The organism is Calothrix sp. PCC 7507, assembly GCF_000316575.1.
Lineage (GTDB): Bacteria > Cyanobacteriota > Cyanobacteriia > Cyanobacteriales > Nostocaceae > Fortiea.
The window spans coordinates 1,147,462-1,162,282 of record NC_019682.1; the positions used below are offsets into that span (position 1 = coordinate 1,147,462).

Consider the following 14,821-nt stretch of genomic DNA (forward strand, 5'->3'; position numbering starts at 1 on the left):
TGGACTATCAAAATTAAAAATGAAAATTGGTATTGTAGGACTCGGACTCATAGGTGGATCTTTGGGTTTTGATTTGCGATCGCAAGGACATAAAGTCTTCGGGGTGAGTCGCCGGGAATCAACTTGTAACAAAGCGATCGCTCTTGGCAATGTTGATGAGGCGTCAGTGAATCTCCGCCTGTTAGCTCCGACTGAGGTTGTATTTATTTGTACACCTATATCACTTATTGTTCCCCAAGTTAAGCAGTTGATCGATCATTTGTCCCCCGCTACGGTGGTAACTGATGTTGGTTCAGTCAAAGCACCAATCGTGGAAGCGATTTCTCCTCTTTGGGATCATTTTATCGGTGGACACCCAATGGCGGGAACTGCAGATAGCGGTATAGAAGCGGCACAGCGGCATTTGTTTGTTGATCGGCCTTATGTTTTGACACCAATGACTACAACACCAACCAGGGCGATCGCGGTTGTAGAGGAAATTGTGCGATCGCTTGGTTCTAAAATCTATTACTGTCAACCAGAACAACATGATCGTGCTGTCAGCTGGATTTCCCATCTACCTGTGATGGTTAGTACAGCGTTAATTGCTGCTTGCATAAGTGAAACTGACCCCGAAGTTTTGCAATTAGCTCAAAACTTAGCTAGTTCCGGTTTTCGGGATACTAGCCGTGTAGGTGGCGGGAATCCGGAATTGGGCGTGATGATGGCGCGGTATAACCGTCAAGCATTGCTTAGTTCATTGCAACAATATCGCCACAATCTTGATGAATTAATTCATTTAATTGAGCAGGAAGATTGGCAAATCTTAGAGGAAAAATTGCAATTAAATCAACAAGCACGACCTAATTTTGTTGAGTAAAATCTTCACTATGAACGGTGTGTTACGGCAAAAACATTTATTTTCGAGCTTGTGCCGTAACAGACACTACATTTACGGTTTAAATTATCCAAAACATCATCATGCACAATTTTTATTGAAAAATTTTCAACATCTGACCGCCGCCACGTTGTAAACTATATACAACTTTTTCAATTGCTACTTTATAACCTTTAGCTGTATAATATTTCACTACTCCATCTAAATGTTGAGAAGGTTGCAACATTAAAGTTAGCAGGGGAAATATTCTGACTTCTTTGGCAATACGTAGCATCTCACCGACTGAACTCAGGTGAAACTCATAATCAAGATTATCTGAATACAAAAATAATAAATGTGAGCAAAGAGCTAGGTCAAATTCTTGATTTTGATATGATAATTTGGGCAATTCCCCAACTACGTATCTATTAGTTTTTTTGCCAATCTCATAATCGGCAAGAAATTCTTCAATAACTTTCACCCTATTTTTTCGCAAGTCATCTGGAGATTTATGATAGTTCCATACCCAATCATTGGGGGAGGCTTTAACTTGGTTAATGATGTTATCTACAACGGCATTAAATCTCTGTAAAATTTCATTACCAGAAAATTGGTACAGTGGATCAACTGAAATTACACTTTTACACCGATGTGTCATTTCTGCATTAAAGCTGGCTGGCCCGTCACCAATACCGATAATTCTTTTATCTAAATCAGCATCAGTTAAACTGAACATTTTTATATATTCATCCATTGACCTCCCAAAAGGAACTACATTATCTAAAACCATTGGCATAGAATTAACCTCATGAGTAAAAACGTATTTTTGCTAGATGATTTTCTCTGCTGCTAGACGACAATCATTGAGCAGCATATTAAGTTCTTGGACGACTGTAAAGGGGTTTTTACCTAAAAAAATAGCAGCGATCGCAGCTTCATAGGGATTTCTACCTGTTCTCTTTCTGGAAGAGTGTCAAGTTGACGAAGTACAGGCTGAAAAATCTTTCCGTGCTTGGGTACAAGAGGAAGTGCAGACATTACACCACGAGATTTGAAGGGGCTAGATGACCTATTAACCATCAATCAGACCTCAATTTTAAGTCATGACCAGAAAGAAGATGGAATGAAATTTTCAATAGCAAATCATCATTTATTGTAGCAGACTTGCTATCAAGCTGATTATAAGTGGTAAAACAATTGTGACGAAAGCAGCTATAACTAAAATCAGAATAAAGGAAAATATCTGCTTTAGATTAAAAATAAAATGCCGATACCATTTTTCCGTTTCTGTAAAAATAATTAGTTGCTTCTTTAAATTGACACATGGTATCCAATATTTTGATTCAGAATAAAAACCCGATTTACAAATTGATTTATAACCTCTAGCTTGGTAAAAGTTTACTGCTGCTAGTGATGAAGTTACATAAATGACTTTATGCCGTTTATCAAGCGCTATTTCCTCCACAGCCTCGAGCAGTTGTGTGCCTAGTCGTTGGCGCATGAAATCTGGATGGACATATACACCTCCGATTAGGGACTGCTGAATTAAAACAGATGCAAATCCGATGATTTCATTTTCATACTCTGCAACAACTCCTATCTCATCTTTCGCTAATCTTGCTGATGCTTGACTGCGGATTAAAGACTCGATCTGACTTGAATCGTAGCTTGATGTTAGAGTTCTCAGTGAACTGGCTTGTAGTTCTAGAATTTTCTCTAAGTCTTCTGGCTTTGATAGACGAATTTGAAAATCCATAATTTATAGCAGTCCTCAGATGAATGAAATACACCCAACACAAAGGAGTCAGGAGCCAGAATCTTTAATTTTCCTTTTGACTAGAGGCGGAGCTTTCCTTGCTCTGCTCCTCAATCAAGGGTGTATTGTACTCGACTGATAGCCGCTATATAAAGCTATAAAAACGAGTGCATCTCAGTTTCAACACCCAGAGGCTAAAGCCTAAAGCTGTAGAGACATTTCACATAACGTAGTCCCAAAATGCAGAGAGGTTTTCCGGAATCTGTCAAACGTCCCTCAAATTAAGATCCCCCTAACTCGTAATGTTCATCGAGTTAGGGGGATCAAATATGTGGTAGTCTATAATTGTTTCGGTATATTGTGTTACGACTCGATTCTAAATCCTATTTTTGGTTTTGAGTAGTGTTATTACTAGAGTTTATAGTATTTTTATTACTTCTTTACCACCGCTTCATCCCTGTTATGAGTTGAGCAGCTCGTATATGGTAAGTATGACTATAGGCACAGGCCTCAAACCATGTCAGTTGAATCACTTGTAATTAAGGTACTCCTCTACTGCTTGCAGCAAAAGCTTTCCATAACTCACCCCTCGGTGGTACTACTGTCTGTGGGATTGGAGAAGTTGGGGGCGAGTTTGTACGGCTGTTATGGGTCTTCAGCAAAACATGATCTTAGTCATCATTCTCGTCAATATCTGTAAAACATATGAAACTCAAGATTGTCGCTACTGTCGCCCTGCTGGCTTGTTTTGGGTTTACAGAACAAGCTTTATCGTTGAATCCACAAGACTTGGATCAATTGAAAACGACGGGTGGTTGTCCCCGTTGTGATTTTAGCGGCGCAAATCTAACTCAACTTAATTTAGCTGGAGTAAATTTGCGAGACGCTAACTTGAAAGGAGCCACATTATCTAAAGTTAATCTCACCAACGCAGACCTCACTGGTGCAAATCTAGAAGCTGCAATTCTCAATTCTGCTAATCTTAGCGGTGCTTCTTTAACAGGTACAAATTTGAAATCAGCCTCTCTAGAAAATGCAGATTTGTCTTATGCTGGCTTGATTAGTGCCAATTTAGAAGCAGCTAATCTCAAGGGTGCGAAGTTGCTGTTTACCAATTTTCGAGGGGCACACTTTCGACTGACAATTATGCCTGGGGGTACTGTAACTTCTGACAAACCTTATTCGTGGTCGTTAGAGCGGACATCTGTTGTCAGAGAATGTAACAAGTTTAAACCTGAAGAGACCCCAGGCACAACCTGCCAGGGACAGTAAGGGAGTGGGGGAGATGAGGGAGACAAGGGAGATGGGGGAGATAAATAATAACCCAATCCCTATTCCCCAATCCCCAATCCCCAATTCCCTCTTTATCATGGGAACAAAGCCAGTAAACTGTGATTGACCCATGCTTACCCGGATTAAAGACTTAGCCACTAAACTAGCGCCCCGGTTAATCGAAATTCGTCGCCACATTCACTCCCATCCAGAACTTAGCGGTCAGGAGTATCAAACAGCAGCTTTTGTGGCTGGTGTTTTGTCTTCGAGTGGTCTTCATGTGCTGGAGGGTGTTGGTAAGACTGGTGTGATTGGAGAACTACCAACCAGTGATAGAGATGAGCGTTTATTGGCAATTCGCACTGATATGGATGCTTTGCCAATTCAAGAACGCACTGGTTTGGAATATGCCTCACGAGCGAAGGGTGTGATGCACGCTTGCGGTCACGATGTTCATACCACAGTGGGGTTAGGAACGGCCATGATACTGTCCCAAGTGGCAGAAGAGTTAGATGGTAGGGTGCGGTTTTTGTTTCAGCCAGCAGAGGAAATTGCTCAAGGGGCAAGCTGGATGGTGCAAGATGGGGCAATGACGAATGTCTCGGCGGTGTTAGGGGTTCATGTATTCCCTTCTATACCGGCGGGTTCAATTGGTGTGCGTTATGGTGCGTTGACGGCTGCAGCCGATGATTTAGAAATTATCATTATGGGTGAATCGGGACATGGCGCTCGTCCCCATGAGGCGATTGATGCGATTTGGATTGCCGCGCAAGTGGTGACTGCATTGCAGCAAGCAATTAGCCGGACGCAAAATCCCTTACGCCCTGTAGTATTGAGTATAGGAAAAATTAATGGTGGTAGAGCGCCGAATGTGATTGCTGATCAAGTGCAGTTGTTGGGAACAGTGCGATCGCTCCATCCTGAAACCCGTGCTAATTTACCCAACTGGATTGATAATATTGTCGCTAATGTCTGTCATGCTTACGGGGCGCGTTATCAAGTCAATTATCATCAAGGCGTGCCCAGTGTCCAAAATGATTATACCCTGACACAACTATTACAATCAGCTGCTGAAGAAGCGTGGAGTAGCGATCGCGTCCAAGTCTTACCGGAGGCTTCGCTGGGTGCTGAAGATTTTTCTGTGTATTTGGATCACGCCCCCGGTTCTATGTTTCGCTTGGGTGTGGGTTACACAGATAGAATCACTAACCACCCATTACATCACCCTGAATTTGAGGTTGATGAATCTGCGATTATTACCGGGGTTGTAACTATGGCTTATGCAGCCTATAAATATTGCCAGCAAGACGGAAAATCAGCCTTAAACTATAGCATTTGACACATTTTGCCGACTGTTAACTGTTGACGGTTGACGGTTAACCGTCAACCGTCAACCGAATGACTGTGTTATCCCATCCCCTTTTAGAGGTGGGATGAGCTTGACTAGACGTTTGATCCAGTTTTGGAACTACCTAATCTCTGCTGAATCCGACTTTTAGCAGCTTTGAATTCAGTAGCTAGTTGTTCGGTTTGCTGAGAACTCAAGTTATTGCGAATAGCAGCAAACAATGTCGTTTCTTCTTGACGGACATGATCGCTCACAATGTCTTGTAGCTGTTTGACTTGATCTTTGAATTCAGATGCAGAGACGTTAATAGCCCTAATTTGCTCTAACCGCCGCTTCATATCAGCTTGTTCGTCATACAATTCTTGAGTATCGCTTTGACCATAGAAACTGCGGACTCTGGGATAGACTACTTCCTCTTCCGCTTCAGCATGGGCAGTGAGATCCTTGTAAATTTGACCGAAGTATTCTTGGATCTTTTGTAGATCTTTGCTTTGTAGCAGTTCGGTGAAGAGGATATTCACCTTGTTGTGATCCATGCGAATCACATCTTGGATGTTCATATCCTGCTTGTCAGTGGTTTGGGTAACAGCGCTACCTACCACACCGCTAAATGCAGCGATCGCATCTTGAACTCTCGCCCAAATACCTTGGTCAGCATCTTGTCCAGTGAGTTCACGTACTCCTAAAACTTCTAGAATACCTTTGAGTTGCTCTTGGTGAGCGCGGTTTTCAAAGTTAATCGTATTCAGAGGCCCAATAGCCGCGATCACATCAGCACCAACTTTCTGCGCTGCTTTGTGAATAATCAAACCAGTCATTACTTGTTGATGTTTCAACAGTTCATGTTGAAATACTTTTTCAAAGAAACTCAATTCTGAACCTTTCATCAATTGACGAGCCTTGTCAACAAATTCTGTAACTGTCGATTTTGGCTCTCCGTGAACGCCATACTGAACTATGACAGTGTCTAAAACGCCGAGGTTTTTTTGGTCATCTTCGAGAATTTTCCGGATGCGATCCGAGATTTCACTATCAGTCGATTCCCGCAAAAATAGTTGCTCATTTTCGATGATCAACTGTTGAATTAATTTTAAGCTGGCCAATTTAACCGCAATTGCATTGCGTTTAGCATCATCTAAAGTAGCTACCATTCTTAGTTCTCCTCGGAAAAGCATTTGTAACTATTTAATGGTGGCATATTGGCTAGTAAGACTTCATCTTTCTTTTGAGCGATCGCCTTCATAACCCAAGATATAAAATAGGAAAAGTATCCAGAAATTTTATATTTCCACTCTTAGAGATATAACTAATAAAAAATTACTCTTTCGTCAGATAGATAGATTTTTAATATTAATTTTCTACATTGACTCACAAATAGAGGATGCTAATAATGGAAACGACAAAAACAACTTCTTCAACCCCTTTCCCCAATATCCCACCAATTATTGAAAGTGACGATAAAGAGTATCTTGATAGCGGTGTACCCAGCACAGTAGCGATCGCTGGGCATCCTTTACACCCCCTGAGTGTGATCTTTCCCATCGCCTTCTTAGCCGCCGCTTTAGGAAGTGACTTCGGCTACTGGCTAACTCACGATCCCTTCTGGGCTAGGGCTTCGTTATGGTTAATTGGACTCGGATTAGCTGGCGGTGTCATCGCCGCAATCATTGGCTTAAGCGACTTTTTGAAAATTGAACGAGTCCGCAAGCGTACCGCCGGCTGGACACACTTGATTCTTAACGTTGCTATTCTAGTCTTGACAGCCCTAAACTTCATCCTCCGCCAGGGTGACGCTGAGTCAAGAATCATCCCTTTAGGATTGTTAATATCACTTATTGTCGGAACACTAACTAGCGTTTCCGGCTGGTTCGGTGCTGAACTCTCCTATCGCCACAAAATCGGTGTAGTGGGTGCTGGTAGTAAGAGATATCCTTGACACTCCCCTCGGCTCTTCTATTTAAGATACAAGGGGCGGGGTTTCCCCGCCCTCTCGATTGTATTGCATCCGACCAAGAACCGTTATATTGGCATATTCATAAAGTTAAGCTAATTTCCTCATTATTTAATAGCAATTAAAATTATGTTTGCGACACATGGATTGTCGCAACGGGCGGGGAAACCCAGCGCATTTTTTTGACAAAAGGGTTTCGTCATGGGTGGTTTATTTGCACCGTGGCGTACTAAGCGACTGCGGCATTTAAGTTGCATAAGACTGTTAACTGTCAACTGTTACTATGATTAAGGAGTAACCTGGAATATTGCTGCTATTCTCTATTCCCACAATTTGACTTGTATTGTTTGTATGCTGACGCTGTCTCCCACTCTCCAAGCTAGACTTTCTCAACCCCTGAAAATCGGCTCATTTGAAGTCAAAAGCCGGGTTCTTCAATCGCCTTTATCTGGGGTGACGGATATGGTGTTTCGTCGTCTGGTGCGTCGTTATGCGCCAGATTCGATGCTGTATACAGAAATGGTGAACGCTACAGGTTTACACTATGTCAAGCAGTTACCTAAAATCATGGAGGTAGACCCCAACGAACGACCAATCAGTATTCAGTTATTTGACTGTCGTCCCGATTTTCTAGCAGAAGCAGCGGTGAAAGCGGTAGCAGAAGGTGCTGATACAGTTGATATCAATATGGGGTGTCCGGTAAATAAAATTACGAAAAATGGCGGTGGTTCTTCGCTGCTGCGTCAACCAGAAGTGGCTGAGGCGATTGTTCGGGAAGTCGTGAAAGCTGTTGATGTCCCTGTGACGGTGAAAACCCGTATCGGTTGGAATGACCAAGAAATTACGATTCTTGACTTTGCCAAGCGGATGGAAGATGCAGGGGCAAAAATGATTACAGTACACGGACGCACCCGCGCTCAAGGGTATAATGGCAATGCCCGTTGGGAATGGATTGCTCGTGTAAAAGAAGTACTTTCGATTCCGGTGATTGGCAATGGGGATATTTTCTCGGTGGAAGCGGCGGTGAAATGTTTAGAGCAAACCGGTGCTGATGGGGTAATGTGTTCTCGCGGAACGTTGGGTTATCCGTTTCTAGTGGGAGAAGTCGATCGCTTCCTGAAAACTGGCGAACTTTTAGCACCACCAACCCCAATTCAGCGTTTGGAATGCGCGAGGGAACATTTGCAAGCTTTATGGGAATATAAAGGCGATCGCGGTGTGCGTCAAGCCCGCAAGCACATGACTTGGTACGCTAAAGGTTTTGTGGGGGCGGCAGATTTACGTGGTAAGTTAAGCTTAGTTGATGATGTCACTCAGGGTTTGGATTTGATTGACAGGGCGATCGCACAACTGGCAAATGGTTATGAACCAGAATTAGAAGCAGAATCTAGTTTTGCTTTGGTGTAAGTATGCAATCATTAAAACCTTGATTTTTGACACTTGACTTTTAAATCAGTGAACAGTGAACAGTGATCACTGTTCACATTTTTAGTAGGGGATTTGACCCCAGAATCAATACATCCTCTCAACTGATAACTGATAACTGATAACTGATAACTGATAACTGATAACTGATAACTGATAACTGATAACTGATAACTGATAACTGATAACTGATAACTGATAACTGTTGACTCTTATACCAGAAGCTAAGTGTGCCAGTTGGTTAAGTCCTGTAAAATTTACCAGGAGAGAAAACATGTGAATTTTCCGTACACTGGAGGCTGTCAATGCGGACAGATTCGTTATGAAATTCGTGCTGAACCACTGACTCTCTATGTATGCCATTGTCGGGAGTGTCAGAAACAATCCTCTAGTGCATTTGGCATGTCACTCACTGTCCCCCGTGATGCTGTTGTCATTGTTCAAGGACAACCAAAAGCTTGGACTCGTAACACCGATAGTGGCCGCCAGATCAAAAACCTGTTCTGTGGAGAGTGCGGAACGCGATTGTTTCATGAGCGGACTTACAGCCTAGATACAATCAATGTCAAACCCGGAACGTTAGATGATACAAGTTGGTTACGTCCAGTGGCAAATGTTTGGACACGCAGCGCACAGCCTTGGGTAACTATTTCTGACCAAATGCTCAATTATGATCAGCAACCAGAGGATGTGCATTCACTATGGGAGCAATGGAAAAAACATTAAGGAGGCAGAAGGCAGAAGGCATAAATAACCACGAAAATATCTTTTTCCCAGTCCCGTCCCCAGTCCCCAGTCCCCAGTCCCCAATCCCCAATCCCCAGTCCCCAATCCCCAATCCCCAATCCCCAGTCCCCAATCCCCAGTCCCCAGTCCCCAGTCCCCAGACAAGTCTATTCTTTGACAACTTTTAAAGTACTGAAACTAGTATCAGCACAACCGCTAATGAATCCCCCCATTGCCTGAATTTGCCTCAGATAGTCAAGGGCTGGTTTTGTAATTAGTTCTCCGGGCATTAACACCGGTATTCCTGGTGGGTAGGGACAAACGATTTCTGCACAGATATAATTGCTGGTTTCTTCTAGAGGTAAAGTTTCTGTAGAGCTAAAAAAAGCCTCGCGGGGTGAAATTTGCATGGAGAATCCCACGTTAAAAATATCATCCCATAAAATGAACCTCTTTTTTTCGGGAGAGGTGGTCATCTGAGCTAAGGTGGTGAAACCTTGGACTAATTGCTCAATATCTGCTGAGGTGTTGCCCAAGCTAATAATAAAGGTGAGATGTTGCCGAGAGGAGAATTCCGCAGTCACACCCAGTTTTTGATCTAAGATTTCTTCTGCGGCAAATCCCGTTAAACCTAAGCTAGAAACGGTGACAGTTAAGCGTGTTTGATCTAAAGCCACAAAGCCAGGTGACTTTTTACAAGCTGAGAGGGGAGTAGATAGTCCGGGAATTTGGCTGATTTTAGTTCTGGCTGCCTTGGTAAGTTGCAATGTACGGGACATTAATTCTTGACCGTGGAGTGCCATTTGCTGACGTGCGGCATCGAGGGAAGCTAAAAGTATATAGCTGGGGCTGGTAGACTGGACTAATTGCAAAGCTTTACTGATGCGATCGCTATCTATCCTATCACCTTGAATATGCAGCATCGATGCCTGTGTCATGGCACTGAGGACTTTGTGAATGGATTGCACAGTTAAGTCTGCACCTGCGGCTAAAGCGCTTGTAGGTAAGTCGGGATGAAACGCGAAGTGTGGTCCATGAGCTTCGTCCACAAGTAAAGGGATATTGTATTGGTGGGTAATGTGAGCGATCGCCCTCAAATCTCCACAAACGCCGTAATATGTGGGGTAAACTGCAAAAACTGCTTTGGCATCAGGATGTTGTGCCAGTGCTGCTTGCACAGCATGAGGCGTGATACTATGGGCAATATCTAACACTGGGTCATATTCAGGATTGAGAAAAATTGGTATAGCACCAGAGAGAATTAAACCAGCGATCGCCGAAGAATGCACATTCCGAGGCAAAATAATTTTCTCGCCCACACCACAGGTAGCCAGAATTGCGGCTTCAATCCCACAGGTAGAACCATTGACAAGAAACCAGGTTTGTGAAGCACCAAAAGCTGCAGCTGCGAGTTCTTGCGCTTGTTGGATAACGCCTTGGGGTGTAGATAGATTATCTAAATCTGCTAGTTCGGTTAAATCAGCGCGAAATACAGCTTGACCGAGTAAATCAGCCAAAGGTTGAGGAATTCCCTTTCCTCGCTTATGTCCTGGGGTATAAAAAGCAGTGTGGAAATGTGCAGCACAAGCTTTTAAGGTATCCAATAAAGGTATTTGGTTTTGATTGAGCATTTGCATATAAGATTCATACTTGAATATTGAAATACACGTAGGTAGGGCTATGCCTTACAAAACCCTGATCTACAGATACTTAATTTTTTGCAATATTTAGGACTTACGCAACTGGCACAGAATTTAATCATGTAGGGGAGCCACTGCTCGACTAGTATATTTATATATTTTTATTTTCTTGCTATCGCCATACTGTTGCAATTACCTAAATATAGTAGGATGTGTAACCCCTGTATAAACAATAAACTTAATTATTAAAAATCAATTAAGAATTTATATAGGATAGTAGCCCTTTCAAGGTGGTGAAATTCGGAACGAAAATTGGTTATTTCAACCTTTAAAAATCCCAAAATCTGAGCGGATAACTTAGGATGATCACACTAAAGCAACGTATCTTCGTTTGTCACCTTGAAAGGGCTAGTCCTATAGGATTAGTATTTGGTTTCTGAAATACACGTAGGGTGGGCATTGCTCACAAAAACCATGATACGGTGGGCATTGCCCAACGCCACTCCTCTCAACGCGGGAAACTCCTCCGGATTCGGCAGTCTACTCGGTGCTTCAGACGCACGTGTGGCTGCGCTCACCACGCACAAGGGTGGCTCCCCTACAAATACTGAGATTTTTTCAATAATCAAATCGGATTCCTATACATAAGGTAAGTGATGGCACTAAAACTAAAAATACTGAATATGTCTGATAGAGGCAGCGCAGCAACAATTTCCGAATCTATTTACGTAATGGCACTAGATGCGAAGGTAGAAGTAGATGTTAAACATCAAACTATCACCGTAGAATCCACGGCATCTGAGGAATCGATTAAACAGGTAATTGTTGCTGCTGGCTACACAATTGAAGGTTATTAACCATCATCTAACTTTTGTCACAAGCTGGTCACAACATTGTCATAAGTTAGATTCATCATCAGAACCATAGAAAGCTTTAATTTAGTTAATGTCTGCTCTTACAACTGACAGACTTAACTAACTTACCTGTCAAAACTTTGGGGTATTAGCTTGAGTGCTAAATTAGCTATTTATGTGTATTTACGGTAGTCATTTTGTGAAATTCTGATAAAGATATGGCTAATAAAATAGACAGGCAAAGGCTCAATATACCAGCTAGTAATGCTATTATTCAGTGCTGGAAAAACCCAGCATAACCTAGCTCCACAAAGCAATGAGGGTTACTATACCGCAGACAAACTGATTCAGTATTTTGCAGGATAGTAGTTTCTAGACTATGTAAATATCTCGGTTATTACGGTGAAGGATATTTTATAAAACTTTAAATATTCATCCGGGCTGAGTAAATATATTAGTGCTTTATCTACTAATTAATGCAATCTGATGATTGTCATAATTATCTCAAATAGCTAATAGCTGGAAATTACAGACTAAATTTGAGGGCGATATAAAATATTCAGTATTTTTACTGTTTCAAAAGAAATACGTAAGAGCAGAAAGTAGGTATCATCAGGCGAATATCTAGTAATCGTAGTCAAGGAAAATCCTTAAAAGGAGATTAAAATTGAACGTTGATTGTGGACTTAGTGCTAAGGCACTTAAATATCTGGTAATATCCCTTAGCAATAAATACCGAGATTTCCTTATTAGTTAAGTAAGAGTAATAAGTTGTACCGAGTGATATCTTTGATGTTGATATAGGGCAAAAAGCAAAGCAATGAATATTTCCATTCTGGTCTTTGGGAGTCATGAATTTCTTGCCACACTTCCAGATCAGATCCGTTATACAACCGCTTTTAGCGTAGAAATTATCGCTAATGTCATTCAAGCAGTATCGCGTATTCAAACCGCGCCGCCCGATATAATAATTGTGCAGGCTAGCCTTGATGGCAGTATGGAACTGTGTTTGTGGCTGAAAGATCAGGCAAAACTATCCTGGATATACTGCATCCTATTGGAAGATCGTTCTCAGCAAATCATGGAGAGAAGTAAAAATGGTTGGGAGTGGGAGTTAGAAATGACTTCTACTGTATTGAAACAAGGGGCTGATGCTTATATCTGGCAACTTCCTGAAGAAAACACCAATAGTAATTTTGCTGATTCGACTCTTAACCATGACCTTATACTTGCTCAATTGACAGTTGGTTTACGTAAGGCGAAAAAATATCGCGATCTGATCCGCACTAATGATTTGTTGTCAGCGATCGCCTTAGCTGATTCCTTGACAGAAATGAACAATCGCCGGGCGTTGGAATGGGACTTACCTAGGCAAATTCAAAAGTCCCGCGATCATCTCAGTCCCATGAGTTTGATCATTTTAGATGTGGACTATTTCAAGAAAGTTAACGATACCTATGGGCATCTAGTCGGCGATCGCCTTTTACAGCTACTCTGTAATCGTCTACGGCAAAATCTCCGCTATCAAGATACCCCCTTCCGTTATGGTGGCGAAGAATTCGTGATTCTTTTAGCCAATACTACTGGTGAAGAAGCCCTGATTGTGGCACGTCGTCTGAATCGCCTAGTCAGCGAACAACCATTTGCAGTCAACAATCAGCATACTATTAATGTCACGATTAGTTTAGGCACAGCTTCTCTGGAAGCTGATGATGACGATCAAGGTATCAGCTTACTAGATCGTGCCGATCAATGTTTGTTGCAGGCTAAAGCAACTGGGCGCAACCGAGTTATTAGTTCAGACTATTTATCGCCTGTCTCACGTCTCAAAGCAGCTTCTTCTTAAGAGTGTTCAGTGTTGAGTTCCAGAAAATTTTGTAGTTTTATTTGTGATCAGGTCTAAAGCCATCACTATGAACTAGGACTATATTTTGATATTTAATGATGTTTCCCTATTTGTCAAAACTCAACACTCTTGATCGCACTCTGACAATCTGCTACGGATGCACCTTGTCGCATAGCCTTGACTAAGGCTTCATAACTAGGCCAATTTTCTTGCAGCAGGGTTTTGGCTTGGAGGGCATAAAACCGTTGTTTCTGCTGACGAACAGACGCAGCGAACCCCAAATTTGTCAAGACTCCTGCTAGCTTATTTTGATCATCTGCTCCACCTTCAGTATTATTGAAAACCAAAGTTTCGGCAGCAATACCCGCCATCCAAATAGTGCAGTAGCGATCTAGCATTTGGGCACTAATTTTACCCACTTGCAATTGAGATGCTAATTGATCATCATTAAAGGTGACACCGCCTTGTCCTGGTTGACCCTGTTTCCAAGCTTCCCATGCACTGAGAGTGTAGCCGCTGATGGGAATTTCAAACAAATAAGCGATCAGGAAGTGGCCAGCTTCATGATGAATGATGCGATCGCGATGTTCCTGAGAAAAGCCAGCAATCCAATCTAAAAATATAGTCCCCCCCTTACCTTGCAACCGGAAACTGTCGAAAGTGGCTATTCCCAAAATGGTGAAGGTGGCAAGCGCTGGTATTGTGGGTGACAAGTTGAATAATGGCCCCAGCAGCACTGAGAGAGTCATGAAAAAAATAGAGATTGCAACTAGATTTAAAGCAGTCTGGCTCATTACGTAGTTTCTGAATTTAGCTTCATCTTTCTTCATTATTCATTGATCAACAAATCGAAGCAAGGAGTATCGCTGCAGATCTCAACCATTCTGCTGCCAATGATCCCCGACTTTTTGAAAAAGTCGGGGATCTTTTGGATATAAGTCACCTTAGTCTCAATAAAATTTAGCAATATAAGGGTATATACGGTTATATTTGTCTTTTTCTACCAGCTACTCTCAAAAGAACAAGCTCTTAGTAACCTTAAAATATGCTGTGCCAATATCTACAAGTCTTGAGCGACCAAGTACCCAAGGCGATGAGTTATGTTAGCTAATTAGCGAATTTGTGTCTATCGCCATTAAGTATAATT

The 14,821-nt window shown here is 42.1% G+C and carries 14 protein-coding genes; 8 read left to right on the plus strand and 6 right to left on the minus strand.

The features are described 5' to 3' along the window. Positions 1-19: 19 nt before the first annotated feature. Entirely contained in the window at positions 20-859 is an 840-nt protein-coding gene (locus CAL7507_RS05135) for a prephenate/arogenate dehydrogenase (RefSeq protein ID WP_015127375.1), read from the plus strand. A gap of 112 nt (positions 860-971) precedes the next feature. Here CAL7507_RS05135 and CAL7507_RS05140 read toward each other — a convergent pair whose 3' ends face one another. The 3 genes from CAL7507_RS05140 to CAL7507_RS05145 all read right to left on the minus strand — a co-directional run bounded on the left by CAL7507_RS05140 (position 972) and on the right by CAL7507_RS05145 (position 2,612). Next, a complete protein-coding gene (locus CAL7507_RS05140) occupies positions 972-1,652 on the minus strand; it encodes a hypothetical protein (RefSeq protein ID WP_015127376.1) in 681 nt (226 codons plus the stop codon). 113 nt (positions 1,653-1,765) lie between these two features. Continuing rightward, the gene (locus CAL7507_RS32225; protein WP_015127377.1) at positions 1,766-1,936 is read right to left on the minus strand and encodes a hypothetical protein; all 171 of its coding nucleotides are present in this window, start codon (positions 1,934-1,936) and stop codon (positions 1,766-1,768) included. A 70-nt stretch (positions 1,937-2,006) separates the two neighbouring features. Further along, positions 2,007-2,612, minus strand: a complete 606-nt coding sequence (locus tag CAL7507_RS05145) for a GNAT family N-acetyltransferase (protein ID WP_015127378.1) — start codon at positions 2,610-2,612, stop codon at positions 2,007-2,009. A 705-nt stretch (positions 2,613-3,317) separates the two neighbouring features. On the opposite strand from CAL7507_RS05145, the gene CAL7507_RS05150 reads away from it, so the two are divergent. Then, positions 3,318-3,884 (plus strand): pentapeptide repeat-containing protein, encoded by a 567-nt coding sequence (locus CAL7507_RS05150; RefSeq protein ID WP_015127379.1) that lies wholly within the window; start codon positions 3,318-3,320, stop codon positions 3,882-3,884. 130 nt (positions 3,885-4,014) lie between these two features. Next, entirely contained in the window at positions 4,015-5,223 is a 1,209-nt protein-coding gene (locus CAL7507_RS05155) for a M20 family metallopeptidase (RefSeq protein ID WP_015127380.1), read from the plus strand. A gap of 104 nt (positions 5,224-5,327) precedes the next feature. Here CAL7507_RS05155 and CAL7507_RS05160 read toward each other — a convergent pair whose 3' ends face one another. Beyond that, the gene (locus CAL7507_RS05160) at positions 5,328-6,383 is read right to left on the minus strand and encodes a hemerythrin domain-containing protein (RefSeq protein ID WP_015127381.1); all 1,056 of its coding nucleotides are present in this window, start codon (positions 6,381-6,383) and stop codon (positions 5,328-5,330) included. 239 nt (positions 6,384-6,622) lie between these two features. On the opposite strand from CAL7507_RS05160, the gene CAL7507_RS05165 reads away from it, so the two are divergent. The 3 genes from CAL7507_RS05165 to CAL7507_RS05180 all read left to right on the plus strand — a co-directional run bounded on the left by CAL7507_RS05165 (position 6,623) and on the right by CAL7507_RS05180 (position 9,334). After that, positions 6,623-7,168 (plus strand): DUF2231 domain-containing protein, encoded by a 546-nt coding sequence (locus CAL7507_RS05165; protein WP_015127382.1) that lies wholly within the window; start codon positions 6,623-6,625, stop codon positions 7,166-7,168. Positions 7,169-7,534: 366 nt separating this feature from the next. Further along, positions 7,535-8,590, plus strand: coding sequence for a tRNA dihydrouridine synthase DusB (gene dusB, locus CAL7507_RS05170; protein ID WP_015127383.1), 1,056 nt, complete (start codon positions 7,535-7,537; stop codon positions 8,588-8,590). A 294-nt stretch (positions 8,591-8,884) separates the two neighbouring features. Beyond that, on the plus strand, positions 8,885-9,334 hold the full coding sequence (locus CAL7507_RS05180) for a GFA family protein (protein WP_015127384.1): 450 nt from the start codon (positions 8,885-8,887) through the stop codon (positions 9,332-9,334). A gap of 167 nt (positions 9,335-9,501) precedes the next feature. On the opposite strand, the gene CAL7507_RS05185 is transcribed toward CAL7507_RS05180, so the two are convergent. After that, entirely contained in the window at positions 9,502-10,965 is a 1,464-nt protein-coding gene (locus CAL7507_RS05185; RefSeq protein WP_083862944.1) for an aminotransferase class I/II-fold pyridoxal phosphate-dependent enzyme, read from the minus strand. A gap of 665 nt (positions 10,966-11,630) precedes the next feature. Here CAL7507_RS05185 and CAL7507_RS05190 point away from each other — a divergent pair. Next, on the plus strand, positions 11,631-11,831 hold the full coding sequence (locus CAL7507_RS05190) for a cation transporter (protein ID WP_015127387.1): 201 nt from the start codon (positions 11,631-11,633) through the stop codon (positions 11,829-11,831). 817 nt (positions 11,832-12,648) lie between these two features. After that, positions 12,649-13,674, plus strand: a complete 1,026-nt coding sequence (locus CAL7507_RS05195; protein ID WP_015127388.1) for a GGDEF domain-containing protein — start codon at positions 12,649-12,651, stop codon at positions 13,672-13,674. A gap of 113 nt (positions 13,675-13,787) precedes the next feature. Here the strand turns inward: CAL7507_RS05195 and CAL7507_RS05200 are convergent, their stop codons facing one another. After that, complete coding sequence (locus CAL7507_RS05200) at positions 13,788-14,468, minus strand: hypothetical protein (protein WP_015127389.1); 681 nt, start codon at positions 14,466-14,468, stop codon at positions 13,788-13,790. Positions 14,469-14,821 lie beyond the last annotated feature (353 nt).